The organism is Pseudomonas sp. SST3, from assembly GCF_003325755.1.
Map to the genome: position 1 here is coordinate 111,235 of NZ_QORI02000014.1, position 14,755 is coordinate 125,989.

General features: G+C 58.9%; 10 protein-coding genes and 1 pseudogene. 5 read left to right on the top strand and 6 right to left on the bottom strand.

Going from position 1 to position 14,755, the window contains the following annotated elements:
* Positions 1-119: 119 nt before the first annotated feature.
* Positions 120-590 carry a MaoC family dehydratase gene (locus DQ405_RS15675; RefSeq protein ID WP_168425080.1) on the bottom strand — a complete coding sequence of 157 codons (471 nt, stop codon included), beginning with the start codon at positions 588-590 and terminating at the stop codon, positions 120-122.
* A gap of 270 nt (positions 591-860) precedes the next feature.
* Between DQ405_RS15675 and fadD2 the strand changes: the two genes are divergently transcribed.
* From fadD2 to DQ405_RS15695, 5 genes and pseudogenes are all read left to right on the top strand, one after another.
* The gene (gene fadD2 / locus DQ405_RS15680; RefSeq protein ID WP_168425081.1) at positions 861-2,549 is read left to right on the top strand and encodes a long-chain-fatty-acid--CoA ligase FadD2; all 1,689 of its coding nucleotides are present in this window, start codon (positions 861-863) and stop codon (positions 2,547-2,549) included.
* Between the two features lie 219 nt (positions 2,550-2,768).
* Positions 2,769-4,457, top strand: a complete 1,689-nt coding sequence (gene fadD1, locus DQ405_RS15685; protein WP_168425082.1) for a long-chain-fatty-acid--CoA ligase FadD1 — start codon at positions 2,769-2,771, stop codon at positions 4,455-4,457.
* Between the two features lie 265 nt (positions 4,458-4,722).
* Positions 4,723-5,550, top strand: a pseudogene (locus DQ405_RS28585) (cache domain-containing protein); the annotation flags it as partial.
* A 102-nt stretch (positions 5,551-5,652) separates the two neighbouring features.
* A complete protein-coding gene (locus DQ405_RS28590; protein WP_413044449.1) occupies positions 5,653-6,408 on the top strand; it encodes a methyl-accepting chemotaxis protein in 756 nt (251 codons plus the stop codon).
* A 364-nt stretch (positions 6,409-6,772) separates the two neighbouring features.
* Positions 6,773-8,377, top strand: coding sequence for a M28 family metallopeptidase (locus DQ405_RS15695; protein WP_168425084.1), 1,605 nt, complete (start codon positions 6,773-6,775; stop codon positions 8,375-8,377).
* 625 nt (positions 8,378-9,002) lie between these two features.
* Here the strand turns inward: DQ405_RS15695 and DQ405_RS15700 are convergent.
* From DQ405_RS15700 to DQ405_RS15720, 5 genes are all read right to left on the bottom strand, one after another.
* Positions 9,003-10,022 carry a hypothetical protein gene (locus tag DQ405_RS15700; protein ID WP_168425085.1) on the bottom strand — a complete coding sequence of 340 codons (1,020 nt, stop codon included), beginning with the start codon at positions 10,020-10,022 and terminating at the stop codon, positions 9,003-9,005.
* A 68-nt stretch (positions 10,023-10,090) separates the two neighbouring features.
* A complete protein-coding gene (locus tag DQ405_RS15705) occupies positions 10,091-10,477 on the bottom strand; it encodes a DUF6971 family protein (protein WP_168425086.1) in 387 nt (128 codons plus the stop codon).
* A gap of 585 nt (positions 10,478-11,062) precedes the next feature.
* Complete coding sequence (locus DQ405_RS15710; RefSeq protein ID WP_168425087.1) at positions 11,063-11,599, bottom strand: hypothetical protein; 537 nt, start codon at positions 11,597-11,599, stop codon at positions 11,063-11,065.
* A gap of 1,174 nt (positions 11,600-12,773) precedes the next feature.
* Positions 12,774-13,133 carry a BRO family protein gene (locus tag DQ405_RS15715; protein ID WP_168425088.1) on the bottom strand — a complete coding sequence of 120 codons (360 nt, stop codon included), beginning with the start codon at positions 13,131-13,133 and terminating at the stop codon, positions 12,774-12,776.
* 313 nt (positions 13,134-13,446) lie between these two features.
* Positions 13,447-14,755: tyrosine-type recombinase/integrase (locus DQ405_RS15720; RefSeq protein WP_206678908.1), on the bottom strand; the 1,309-nt coding region annotated here is incomplete at its 5' end.

Consider the following 14,755-nt stretch of genomic DNA (forward strand, 5'->3'; position numbering starts at 1 on the left):
TCGGCAGATAGTCCGGGCTGGTGAGAAAACTATGCCTAGATAAAAGGCGCCGAAGAGGCGCCCGGGAGAGCTGCGGTCACGCACGGAGTCTGAAGGCGCAATCGACTGCGCCAGTCATGTCAGCCGATGTTGACCGGAGGCAACGCCTTGATTTCCACGGTTTGTGCTTTTCGCGGCGCGAGGATTTCCGCTTCGCCATCAACCACCATCTCATCGCGCTGATTGAAGACCTGGGTGGCGATGCGAACACGAAACTTGGGCAGCTTCTCGAGGATTTCCAGACGCACCGTCAGCGTATCACCGAGCTTGACCGGCAGGACGAAACGCATCGTCTGCCCGATGTAGATAGTCCCGGGCCCTGGCAGCTCACACGCCACGGCTGCGCTGATCAGTGCACCACTGAACATGCCATGGGCAATGCGCTCACGGAAGATCGTCGTAGCGGCGAACTCAGCGTCCAGATGGACCGGGTTGTGGTCGCCTGACATTGCCGCGAACAACTGGATGTCGCGCTCTTCCACTGTCTTGCTGTAGGTGGCTTTCTGGCCAACCTCCAACTCGGAGTAGGGGGTGTTGCTCATCGTACTCATGCGTGAACCTCTGAATTAAGAATGAACGGCAGCCCCGCCGCGGCAGCAGCCGTCGCAGGTCCTGACGATGCGCGTGCAGGCGCTTGGGTGGCTGCATTCTAGAGATCTGCGGGTGGGTTGTCCCGACTCCCGCCTCTTTTGGCTGCAGTGGCCAGAGATTCACGTCACTGATTACGCAGCCGAACTATTGCGCGGCAATGCGGAGCTGCTAAGTTCGCCACAGCCCGCCGCGAGTGGGCCAGACACTCTCAGGTAACGAGGCCAATAACAATGCAACCTGATTTCTGGAACGACAAACGTCCCGCCGGTGTGCCCAACGACGTGGACATGGGGGGCTTCCGCTCTGTGGTGGAAGTGTTCGAGCGCTCCTGCAAGATCCACGCGAACCGCCCGGCATTCAGCAACATGGGCGTGACGCTGACTTACGCCGACCTCGAGCGCTACTCGGCCGCGTTTGCGGCTTGGCTGCAGAACCATACGGATCTGCAACCGGGCGATCGCATCGCAGTGCAGATGCCCAACCTGTTGCAGTACCCGATTGCCGTTTTCGGCGCTCTGCGGGCAGGGCTGATCGTGGTCAATACCAACCCGCTGTACACCGCGCGGGAGATGCGTCACCAGTTCAAGGATTCCGGCGCGCGGGCGCTGGTGTACCTGAATACTTTCGGCAAGTTGGTGCAGGAAGTGGTGCCCGACACCGACATCGAGGTGCTTATCGAGGCGCGCATCGGCGACATGCTCCCTTCGTTCAAGGGCCTGCTGGTTAATGTCGCGGTCAAGCATGTGAAGAAGATGGTGCCGGCCTACAGCTTGCCGCAGGCGATCCCGTTCAAGCACGTGCTGCGCGAAGGAGGCCACCACAGCGTCAAGCCCGCGTCACTGACCTTGGACGACATCGCAGTGCTGCAATACACCGGCGGGACCACCGGTGTAGCCAAGGGCGCCATGCTCAGTCACGGTAACCTGGTGGCCAATATGCAGCAGGTCCGGGCCAACATGCAGCAGCTGGACGAGCAGGGGCACAGCATCATCAAGGAAGGTCAGGAAATCATGATCGCGCCCTTGCCGCTGTATCACATCTACGCATTCACGGTTAATTGCATGTGCATGATGGTGACCGGCAACCACAACGTGCTGATCACCAACCCCCGTGACATCGACGGCTTCGTCAAGGAACTGCAGAAATGGCAGTTCACCGGCTTTCTCGGGCTGAATACGCTGTTCGTCGCGCTCATGTCGCATCCCGAATTCAAGAAGATCGATTTTTCCGCCCTCAAGGGCACCAACTCGGGCGGCACCGCGCTGGTGTCTGCCGTGGCCGAACGCTGGAAGGGCATGACTGGCGTGACCGTGATCGAGGGCTACGGGCTCACCGAGACCTCACCGGTCGTGTGTGCCAACCCGCATGGCGAACGGTCGCGCCTGGGTACGGTCGGCCTGCCCGTACCGGGCACGGTGCTGAAGGTGATCGGCGATGAGGGGGACGAGCTACTGCTGGGCGAGCGTGGCGAACTTTGCGTCAAGGGTCCGCAGGTGATGAAGGGTTACTGGCAACGCCCTGAAGCCACCGCCGAAGTGCTCGATGGCGAGGGCTGGCTGAAGACCGGAGACATCGCGGTGATCGACTCGGATGGTTTCGTGCGCATCGTCGATCGCAAGAAAGACCTGATCATAGTCTCGGGATTCAATGTCTATCCCAACGAAATCGAAGACGTGGTCATGGCTCACCCCAAGGTGGCAGCCTGCGCCGCAATTGGTGTCGCCGATGAAAAATCGGGGGAAGCGGTGAAGCTGTTCGTGGTACGTAGCGACCCCAGCCTGACCATCGAGGAACTGCAAGCTTACTGCCGAGAAAACTTCACCGGGTACAAGGTGCCGCGGCACTTGGTATTCCGCGATTCTCTGCCGATGACACCGGTTGGCAAGATTCTGCGCAGAGAGCTGCGCGATCAGGCCTGACATCGCCCGGATGTGCGGCTTCTCCTTTTGCAGTATGTGACTGACTGGTTGATGTCAGTCACTTTGTGTCTGTTGATCCCAGCTCGGCCACTGTTCGGGCTGTTTCAAAACTGCTAACCTCGACCCCGCTTTTTGGCCGGAATCCGGTACAAAAATTAACAAAACACAACAAAACAGCTGCTATGTGCAGTAAAGCTGTCGCTTAGGAGTGGGGGTTTCATGACCGATAACTTCTGGAAGGATAAGTATCCTGTCGGGGTCGAAAGCGAGATCAATCCCGATGAGTACCAGAACATCCAGGCTGTGCTCAAACAGTCCTGTGAACGCTTCGCGGATAAGCCGGCTTTCAGCAACCTTGGCAAAACGCTGACTTACGGTCAGCTGTATACCCTGTCCGGCGAATTCGCCGCCTATCTCCAGCAAAACACCGATCTGCAACCGGGCGACCGGATCGCCGTGCAGCTGCCTAACCTCCTTCAGTACCCCGTGGTGGTATTCGGTGCCATGCGCGCCGGCCTGATCGTGGTCAACACCAACCCGCTGTACACCGCGCGAGAAATGGAACACCAGTTCAATGACTCCGGCGCCAAAGCGTTGGTGTGTCTGGCGAACATGGCCCATTTGGCCGAGGAAGTCTTGCCGAAGACCGGCATCAGGCATGTCATCGTTACCGAAGTCGGTGACATGCTGCCGGCGATCAAGCGCCTGCTGGTCAACGCCGTGATCAAGCATGTGAAAAAGATGGTGCCGGCGTACAACCTGCCGAAGGCCATCAGGTTCAACGATGCCATGGCGCTCGGGCGTGGCAAGGCGGCTCGCGAGGCCAGCCCGGCAGGCGATGATGTCGCCGTGCTGCAGTACACCGGCGGCACGACGGGCGTCGCCAAAGGCGCAATGCTGACACATCGCAATATCGTTGCGAATATGCTGCAGTGTCGGGCGCTGATGGGCTCGGAGCTTGGAAGTGGTTGCGAAACCATGGTTGCGCCGCTGCCGCTGTATCACATCTATGCGTTTACCTTTCACTGCATGACGATGATGTTGATCGGCGCTCACAACGTGCTGATCACCAACCCGCGCGACCTGCCGGCGTTCGTCAAGGATCTCAGCAAACATCGGTTCACCGGCTTTGTCGGGCTCAATACGCTGTTCGTTGCACTGTGCAACAACGAGGACTTCCGCAAGCTGGATTTCTCGGCGCTGAAGGCGACGTTCTCCGGTGGCATGGCGTTGCAGTTGGCGGCAGCCGAGCGCTGGCAGCAAGTGACCGGCTGCTCGATCTGTGAAGGCTTCGGCATGACCGAAACCAGCCCAGTGGTTTCGGTCAATCCGTTCGGCGGCATCCAGATCGGCACCATCGGTATTCCGATGCCGTCGACCCAGTGCAAGGTCATCGATGATGAAGGCAACGACCTTCCGCTCGGCGCCACCGGTGAGCTATGTGTGAAAGGCCCTCAGGTGATGAAGGGCTACTGGCAGCGGCAGGAGGCCACGGACGAGGTCCTCAGTGCAGATGGTTGGCTGAAGACTGGCGACATCGGCATCATCCAGAACGACGGCTATATGCGCATCGTTGACCGGAAGAAAGACATGATTCTGGTGTCAGGCTTCAATGTTTATCCCAACGAGCTGGAAGACGTACTCGCGACTCTGCCGGGTGTGTTGCAGTGCGCGGCGATAGGCATTCCGGATGATAAATCCGGCGAGGCGATCAAGCTGTTCGTGGTGGTCAAGCCGGGCGAGAGCTTGACCAAGGAACAGGTGATGCAGCACATGCACGACAATGTCACTGGCTACAAGCGGCCCAAGACCGTCGAGTTCCGTGACAGCCTGCCGACCACGAATGTCGGCAAGATACTGCGACGTGAGCTGCGTGACGAAGAGTTGCGCAAACTCGGCCAGAAGTAACGACTCCAGGCTAGTGAGAGCCCCGCTTCGGCGGGGCTTTTTCGTTTCGGAGCAGTGCGCTCGTTCGAGACCGGCTCGCTTATCGTCCGGTCTGGCTTGAGCGATCTGTCTCGCGCGCGTTAAGACCTACGTCATTTTCGCGGGTAGATTTGCCTGGTTGACTCAATTATGCCGCTAGCTAGCCGATAGCCTTGATGGTGCGATAAATTTGGCGCCGAAAAACAGGCGCTTTCACCGCCTTTAAGTTCTGCTCAGGGTCCAGCTCATGCTCTCCAGATTACGTCTGCAAACGAAGCTTCTCATCCTCGCATTAGGTCCAATCCTCTTGTTGGCGATACTCCTCAGCGGCATATCCGTGCTCACGCTGCAAGAACTGGCGGCCAAGCAGGAAGCAGAGACGCGTGAAAGTCTCGTTCGGGATCGCCGCGCGGAACTGGAAAACTACGTGCAGCTTGCCCGGAAGATGATCGCCCCCATCTACGACAGCTCCGCCTCGGATGACCAGGAAGCACGAGACCGCGCCGTGGCCATTCTGGAAACGCTCTCCTACGGCAAGGACGGCTATTTCTGGGGCTACGACGAACAAAGCGTGCGGATTCTCCAGGGCAACACCAAGGACAAGATTGGGCAAAGCTTCTACGACTATCGTGACCCCAGCGGCAAGTACGCCATCCGTGAGCTCGTCCGGGCCGGTATGGATGGAAGCCGTTACGTCGATTACAGCTTTGTGCTGGGCAACAGCACGACGCTCGTCCCGAAGATCGGCTATGCAGAGCATCTGCCGAAGTGGAACATGGTCTTTGGCACATCGCTCAATCTGGACGGAGTAGAGCGCGATGTACAGGCGGCTCGGAAAGCGTTCCAGGACGACATCAACGAACTGCTGTTCGTCATGCTGGGCTCCGCCGTCGCGCTGCTGGTGCTGATCGCCCTGCTGGCAACTGCCACGAGCCGCACGCTGCTACGGCCACTCATGCTGATAAAGGGCAAGCTCGATGACATGGCGTCCGGTGAGGGCGATCTGACCCACCGCCTGCCAGTTACCAGCCAGGACGAACTGGGCGATCTGGCTTCCTCGTTCAATCGCTTCGTCGAAAAGATCCATGGCCTGGTTCAGCAGGTTTCGAAAACCACCGGCCAGCTGACGACGCTGGTTGCCGGCGTTGCCAGCCAGGCGCAACGTTCCGAGCAGGCGATGGCCGCACAGCGCCATGAAACCGATCAGGTGGCGACTGCGATCAACGAGATGTCGGCTGCTGCACAGGAAGTGGCAATGAGCGCACAGCGCGCCGCCGAAGCGGCGCAGGAAGCGGATCAGCAGGGCCAGGGCGCCAAGCGAACCGTGGACAGCAGCATTCAGCAGATCCACGCTCTGGTCGGCGAGCTGCGTGACAGCGGCGAATCGCTTGGCGGGTTGCAGAAGGATGTGGAAGGCATCGTAGGCGTTCTCGACGTGATCCGGGCGGTCGCCGAGCAGACCAACCTGCTGGCGCTCAATGCCGCCATCGAAGCGGCACGCGCCGGCGAGGCCGGCCGCGGATTCGCAGTGGTCGCCGACGAAGTGCGAGCGCTCGCCAGCCGTACCCAGCAGAGCACGGTGGAAATTCAGGGCATGGTCGACCGTCTGCAGAACACCACGGCAATGACTGTTACCGGCATGGGTCGCGCCGGGCAGCAGGGCGAAAGCACCCGGGCCCAGTCGAACCAGGCGGGCGAGTCGCTGGATGCGATTGCCGCGCTGATAGGCACCATCAGCTCCATGAACGCTCAGATCGCCAGCGCCGCCGAGGAGCAGACTGCGGTCGCCGAGGAGATCAATCGCAGCGTTCATCACATCGCCGATGCGGTTGATGGCGTGGCGCAGGAGGCCGCCGAAGGCGCCCAGACCTCCCGCGAACTCAATAGCCTGGCCGAGAGTCTGCAGCGTCTGGTCGGCCAGTTTCGTATCTGAGCCATCATCGATGAGGCGGGTGCAATGCCCGCCTTGGTCTGTCGAGAACTGCCGGCGTAATTTCCGTCGGGTTCCATCAAGCCGACCGGCGGTGCTGCCGTCTGGCGCGACGGCGCGAACCGAAGCGAGACAACCCGGGTCTAGGACCCTATGGCCGCGTCCGCTCTAGCGGCTGTTGAATGCCAGCGCGCCTCCTGAAGCCGTCTGAAGTAAGCAACTGCAGCGCGCCGGTGCGCGCCGCAGCCGGCTTCGCCTCCATATCTGTCGCTCGCTCCGTTTTCAACGGCCGTCTGTGCCGTAGGGGACGATGGCGCATGCCATTTGCGGCCTGCCCCATCAATCTCGTTGCAAGGATGAGTTACCCATGCAGAAAAAAAACAATGCACGTCGGGTAGTTGCTTCTCTCGCTCTTATCGCTTCCGCTTCAGCCTTGGCTGCGCCACCAGCGGAAACGGCACGTTTCGATGATTTCTGGTCTCCCGGTAAGCCCGATCCCAGGGTATGCCGATCACCGTTGCTGGTCGGAACGCCGCTCGGGCTACCGCGCTGCCTGCAAGCCAGCAATGTGATGAAGCATCTGGAGAATCTGCAAGACATCGCCACGCTGAATGACGGTAACCGGGCATCCGGACAGTCCGGCTATCAGGCTTCGGTCGATTACGTGCGTACCACCCTCGAGCGCGCCGGCTATCGAGTCCGAGTACAGGCGTTTCCGTTTCTGGCGTTCTACCCGGTAGGGCCGGGCTCGCTCGCGGCCGTGACGCCGCAACCGGTGCAGTACGTCTGGGAGGAAGATTTCACTTACGCCGATCAGACCGACCCCGGTAACGTCACGGCGGCTGTGGTGCCGGTGGATCTTGCGCTGGGCTTGGGGAATACCTCCACCAGCGGTTGTGAGCCAGCGGATTTCGTCGGCTTCCCTGCCGGGGCCATTGCGCTGATGCAGCGCGGCACCTGCGCATTCGAGGACAAGGCGGAAAACGCCGCTGCGGCCGGAGCGGTCGGTGCGATTATTTTCAACCAGGGCGACACCGAGGACCGCAAGGGGCTGATGGCCGCAACCCTCGGCGAGACGTATGAGGGCGGCATTCCGGTGATGTTCGCCACCTACGACAATGGCGTCACTTGGGCCCAGACCGAAGGGCTACAGCTGAGCATGAATGTCGATGTGATCCGCGAACAATCCGAGACCTATAACGTGCTCGCTGAAACCCGCCGGGGCAATCCCGACAACGTGGTGATGGTCGGTGCGCACCTGGACTCGGTGTTCGAGGGGCCCGGTATCAACGACAACGGCTCGGGCAGCGCTGCCTTGCTGGAAATGGCCACGCTGATGAGCAAGGCGCACCCGCTGAACAAGGTCCGCTTCGCCTGGTGGGGTGCCGAGGAGTCCGGTCTGGTAGGTTCGACCTACTATGTCACTCAGCTGCCGGAGGAAGAAAAACAGCAGATCAAGGCATACCTCAACGTCGACATGATCGGTTCGCCGAACTATGCGAACTTCATCTATGACGGTGATGGCTCGGACTTCGGTCTGCAGGGCCCGCCCGGTTCGGCTGCGATCGAACGGTTGTTCCGCACCTACTTCCAGCTGCGCAATGCGCCGTCGGAAGGTACGGAGATCGACTTCCGCTCCGATTACGCTCAGTTTTTCGATGACGGCATCGCGTTTGGCGGCCTGTTCACCGGCGCTGAGGGCATCAAGACGGTGGAGCAATCGCAGCTATACGGCGGTGCGGCGAACCAGCCTTACGACCCGTGCTATCACAACGAGTGCGATGACCTAGGCAATATCTCCACCGAGGCGCTGGAGCTGCATGGCGACGCACTGGCCTTCACCACCAGCTGGCTGTCACTGTCGACGAAAATGATCGATGACCAGATCGCTGCGGCGGCGGAGCAGAGCATCGGTACCCTGCGGATCCAACAGGCTCAGGAGAGGTCCCGTTGGGGCCACTGGATCAGGTAAGCGTGTAACCACCGCGCCGATCCGTCGGCGCGGTCTTCTCCGTTCATCCGTCATCCCATCCTGATCCGCCTTCGGCCAGCCGGCCAAAATCTGCGACATTTGTTAGGAGAGCGGTGGAAGGCCCATGATTGCTGGGTTTCCGGGCTTCGTCAAGGCAGCTTGTGACTCAGTTGTGACCCGCTTGTGACCCCAAGAGTCCGCCTGTTTTCCCTCTGTTTTGCTCCTGCATCAGCTGCTTGTGAGCCTCAGCGATCCAAGGGGACCGAGGGCGGCACGGGGGAATTTGGCTGGTCTTCTTTATTGATATGACGTCTCAGATTTTTCTCCCAGATTCTCAACGCAGACCGAGCGACCAGCGAGACGACCCAAGGCGCAACCACCAGCAGCCAATAAGCAGCCTGTAGCTTACCCATGCGAGTCTCCTACTGATTTAGTCGGGTATTTCAAAAAGAAGCCCCAAGACCCATTCAGGTCGAGGAGCTTTAAACCGAATCTCAAGGAGACCCAGTGACAGCCAGTTGACGGCACAGGACGGCCCCAGGTTTACCCAGGGCTCATTCCTTTGGATTGGAAGGGGGATGGTTATCACAAACCACCGCCCGTCCTCTGGTGTATCTCCCAGGCCTTACGGCTGCTCTGAGAGGACCAGTTGCTTGATGATTGGCAGGGCTACCGACGTGGTTTCCCACTCGGAACCTCCCAGCTTCACTTCGACCATAGCGGTTGCCATCACGTCCACCACAGCGGATACCTCAAGGTCCCAACTCTGGGTCGAAGCGTTACGGGTTAGTTCGACTCGCCACACATCGCCGTTTTGGTCCTCACGGAAGGACAGCATGGCGAACGCCTTGGGCACCAGAAAGATGCCTCGGTCTGGACCGCTGTAGACCTGAACACGGGTTCCCACCATCTCGTCAATGTCCTCAAGACCAGCCCGTTGGGCGGCACGGTTGAGGGTCGGACGGAGGGCCACGGGGATCAGGACGCCAAACTCGGAGACATCACGGCCCCAGAAGGTATCGAGGTGGACCGCCAGGATATCCAGCAGGTCCTCTGCCTGGGCAGCAGGGCTACCGCTCAGGGCACCAACGTAAGCCGTTGTGACCGAAGGTTGACCCGTAAGGCTCTGGGCAATCTTACCGGCCAGGGTTAGCTCAAGGTCATCCAGCAGCTTCACACCGGTCTGCTCCATGCTGCGCTCAGTGAAGCCGAACTGGACGGTATGGTCGAAGATCGACACACGACCCGATACCAGAATGCCAACCTCAGGGGCCTCCATCGAGACAAGCGAGCCTGCTTTGGCTTCGCCGTGAGTCATGGTGCGTCCATCGTAGGTCTGGCGAGGATCAAAGGTCACGGAGCGGTCAGCCATTAGGGCGACCTGGGGAGCGGTCGGCAGGGAGCCGTAGGGGCGAACCTCGGAAGGAAACGCCGTGTTCATGTTGTCGCGCCACTCCTCACCATTGAGGTGCTCTTCTGCGGCTTCATACATGACCTGGGCATAGACCAGCGGGTCCGTAGCGGCCATGTGGTCCGCGCGGATGTCCGAGGTGTGGAAGGTTGCCTGGGTGGCTGTTGAGCCGTGCGCAGTGGTGACAGTCTGGGTGTAGACGCTATCGGGTTTCTTGTACTGGAAAGGTTTCATTGTTTTGAACTCCTTAGAAAAAGTATTGGCGAGTGGTAATCAGAACGAGGACCAAAAGGTCCATAGCGTTAACGTCCACGGGCAGCGCGCAGGCGTTCGCCATGCTCACGAATCTCTCGGGCCTTACGCTCACGCTCTGCGTTGGCCTCTGCGATCTGCTGGGCAGTCGGAACGTGGCAGCGGCGGGCATGGGCCTCGGCTTCAGCTCGCAGGCGTTCCTGCTCGGCTCGCTTCTGGTTCCGGTGGCTCCGGTAGAGCCGGGACGCCTCAAAGGAACCCTCAAGGCTCAGCCCAGCGGTATCGAACGCCTCGGCTACCATCACGATTCCCGAATGGTTCTGGCCTTGAGCCGCGACCAGCAGGGGCAGCAGGACCGCCTCGGTGTAGCTACGGGCCATTTCTTGGCCGCAGATGCACACGGTTTCGGGAGTTACATTGCTAACGGTAATTTTCATTTGGGTAGGTCTCCTATCCCATAGAGCAAACTCCCAGTCCGCACGGCAGGCGCGACAAGACGCAAGGAGACGTGAACACGCCGACCCTGTGGGTTTGCTCTATGGATTCTTGATTTCAGTGTGTCGCCCGTGGGAGGGGCGTTTGGGTGACTTCAGGTGGGGAACTGAAGGTGTCGCAAAGTGAGCTTGTAAGGCTCCCAGGTGAGTCGCTGGGGAGGTGTCGATAACCGGGTGATGAAACCTTAAAGACAGGACCCAGCGACTCCCTGGAGGCCCTACAGGCGCTCTCGGTGTAGCGTTAGGCGGCTGCTGGTCTTGCTGTCAGATCGAATCGGACAGGTAGCAGCATTGCCTCCTGAAACGTCATAGCGGCCCGATCAAGGATGCCGTTCAGCTCTCCCATGGGGAGCCTGAGGGTTTCCTGAAGGTGAGCCTGGAATGACGCCAAGTTATGGTCCGCCTGGGACCTATAGGCGCTCCGAGCGGCATGGTAGACACGGCGGGCGCTTGGGGTTGCCAGAGCGTCGTTGAGCTGGTCACAGAGAGCCTGAGGGCACCCTGGGGCAGGTATCAATCGATAGCGCATCAGCAGACCTCCCGGCCTTGCTGGCGATCTTTGAGGGCCTCAGCGTTGGCTTGGCGTTGGTACTTCTGGATTAGCTTCTGCTCCGCTGTGAGCATCTTCGGTGTCCTTCGGCCCAACACTTTCCAGTTGCACTTATCGTTGAAGGCACTACGCGCCAGCAACTCAGCGGACTTCTCTCGCCCCATCTCGGCCATTTTTTGGATGACAACCGTGGCGACCTCAGGCATCTCAAGGATAGCCTCGAAGGCATCGAAGACCATATCCTCAAACTCGGACGAAACCCAGGCGGCATAGCGGATTGCCGCTTGTTTCGTCGCCAGAGTTTTGCTGCCGTTGGAGCTTTCGACTTTTCCGGAAGCTGCCAGCCGTTGAGCCTCTTTCAGCTCAGCCCATTTCCCTGGGCCTTTCTTCTTGTCCAGCTTTAGGGTTCGCCAGATTTCGGTCAGGTCCCATTGGCCCGCATCGTTTGCCTTGAAGGGTTGCCCTTCGATGACGATCAGGTGCCCAGCGTGCTTGTGTTTGATGTCGATATTCATTTGTCTGTTTTCCTTTTGGTAGCGCCCTTCAGGTCGCACCCACAGCCGGGCATCCAGACCCCAGACAAAGGGAACCGGCGTGGCATGAAAGGCGCTATCAGAAAGACTGGATTGGGATTGCCAGAGAGAACTGGCGTTTGCGCCCAGCGACGGGCGACGAGGGACAACCGAGGGGTCATCCTTCTACTGAGGGTTTTTAACTGAGGTGGACCTATGCAGGTTTTGCACAGGTTGACCGAGGGCCAGACTCAAGGACATTAGGTTGCCCTCAAAGGATCAGGATCATGGTCTGGCAAGACCTGTCTTACACTTGAAGACAACCCTTGTTCCTCAAGGAGAACCTAAGGACTGAGAGATAACCTAAAGTTTAAAAGATTATTAAAAGAGTAATTAAAAGATAACCCTTTAGAATCTTTAAGTAACAGCCACCCTTGTGTCTATGAACGAATCAGGGGCCACCACCTCCCTGAGACGACCGAGGAACACTCGGCTTAATTCATAGCTCACCCCGGCTCGACTACCGGGTCCACGGCTGGGTCCCTGTGCTGTAGTCAGCGGCGGGTCATTCCAGTGGATAAGAAAGGGTCACCCTGGTGAGCTGCTTTAAGAGCAACCGCAGGGAAGTCGAATGGGCATAGCGAAGCTCGCTACTGAGTGCCAGCGGACTGGCGGAAGGAGGGAATCAATCGTCTCTCCTTATAGTGAGGGTTTTTGTGGACTGTCAGTTGCTCGGCTGGGTGAATGCTATGGCGGTTCCATTCAGAACATGCCAGCAGTTACTCGACAAGGCGGATGCCTTCTTGATTGACACGCCTGTGATTCCGTCTGCCCCGTTGACGTAAGCGGATACCTGTAGGTCGGCTACTACGGACTCCTCTCGTGGGGGTTCGTGTAGGGAGTTTCGGTGACAGCGGGACGCGGAGATTTCCCCAAGGATTTCAGCTCCTTTTGGTAGGGAGTCGTAAACTTTGACCGTCTTTAAGGCATCGCGATGTTCCTTGAGGCTCGTGTAGGTCAGCTCGTTTCCCACCTGTAGATTAGGAGAATGCGAGGCACAGCCAGCCACAGCGGTGACCAGCGTAATGAGGCATAGCGCTTTGATCTTCATACGGTTCCTCCAGTGGTTTCGTATAGTATCAATACGACATCACTCCAAGCTAAGCACTACTCCACATTATTCCCCGGCGAACTGCTGGCCGGTCTCCGTGGTGGACTCATTGACGTTGTAGGAGCCGGTCTTGCGGATCGACGGGAGGACTTCCTCGGTGACCCACTTGCGGAAGGGCTCGGACTGAGGGGCGTGGCCTCGGAGAAGCATCCCGTACACTCGGGACTCATCGAACAGCCATGTGTTACTTGGGAGGGTTTTACCTGCCCTAACTAAATCACTTAGGGATGGGTCGCCCAGCCTTAGCTTGGTGCCGGTCGTATTGTGGAACCCTTGGATAGCCATGCTTGGGTGCTTCAGGCCAGCCGCTCGGGCAACCTGAGTAGCGATGAACAGGAGGTCATGCTCGGGATGGCCGATAAGCACGTCCAGCTCGGCGGCACGCAGTAGCGCACCTGATACCTATTGCCTGCTTCGGGGGACTGCATGTTCCGCTTCTGGGAGAGTTGACCGCTGGGGGTCCACCGGAAGGTCTGGCATTTCTGTCGAGACCTCACAGGCGTTCCAGAGGGGCAGGCGCATGGCAGTCTTGGTGTACCGATTGCCGTTCGGCATGAGCGGAAAGCTCTCTGGCATTTGAGGCCAGGGAACGTCCCCAGTCGGAGAGTACCGCCGAAGTCCTTGAGACCCTTGACGCTGTGAACTGCGCCGCTCGGGTCCTTTAGACCAGCCGCTCGGCTTACCTGGGGAGCTTCTCCCTCAGAACGACTGCCAGCTTCTCCACCGGCACCCCAGAGCCATACGTATCGAAAGCCAGGGTGCCCGAAGATTGCCCAAGGATCGCCTGTACGTATGCCACTGGGACCCCTTCAGCTTGCAGCAGGGACGTGATTGAGTGCCTCAGCGAGTGGAGGGTCAGGTCTGGATCATCGTTGCTCAGGATGTCCCGTAGAGCGAAGTTAAGCCCTCGACCAGCAAGGCGGTAGTTCACGCCCAGCACGGTATCCGCCTCGGCATCCTCCACGAAGCGCAGGAAGGCCCTCAGGTCGAACCCATAGGCCCCATCGGTCAACGGAACGAGTCGCTTGGACTGTGCCGTCTTGAGTTCCTTTCCATTGTTGTCGTTGATGTCGATAACCCAGATATCTCCCTCTTTGCGTATGTCCTCTTTGGTCAACTGGGCGTATTCATTCAGCCTTGCCCCAGTGATGACTCCCAGTGACAGCGCCCAGCGCTTCCAAGAGTCAGCGGGGAGGCCGTTAACGTGGGTCATCAGCGTAGCTATCTGCTCCTGAGTGAACGCCTTTCTGGTGCTCTCTGCGCCCTTCTTGTACTTGAGGTTTTGGGTGTATGCCTTGGGAATCAGATCGTTGCTCACAGCCCAGCTGAGGACCGTAGCGAGCTTGGTTAGCAGGTTGTTGACGCTGAGTGGACGCCGGGACTCTGAAAGCGTATCCCGAAGGGCGATAAGGTCGGCCCGTGTGTGCGTCCTCATGTCCAAATCGCCAAGAGCCTCCGAAAGGGTCCCGTGGCAATAGCCGATTTCCTTCATGCTGCTTTCTTTGACGTTCGCCTTGTGCTCGTTACGGTAGGACTCAGCGAGAGACTCAAAGCGAACCGGAGGAAGGGCCTGAGGTGGGCTTACAGATAGGGAGGCAGATGATGCTTTGGGGCTATCACGATCAGCATCCCTATCTATTTTATCTATAAGCCTTACCAGCTGCCTTGGGTCACCTCCCAGCCTTCGCTCAGCTGCCAGCATAATCTGCCTTGCCATGGACACGCCTTTTGCCTGAGGAACGGTCAGAGCGGCAGTCGATGCGATGTACCCCAAGTCATCATTGAGGTCCGAGTAGTTCATGCACATTACGTCCAGCAGTTCCCACTCTGTCGGAGTCGCCAACAGGTCCTCTGCGATAGACCGAAGGTGATCGCGTATTTCAGGCCACGTAGAGTCAGGATTGTCGAGATGGAAGGTTCTGAGAGCCGCCTGGAGCTGCTTGCTGGTTGTCATTGCGGTAGATCGGTCAGTGGTGCGGAGAGAGACT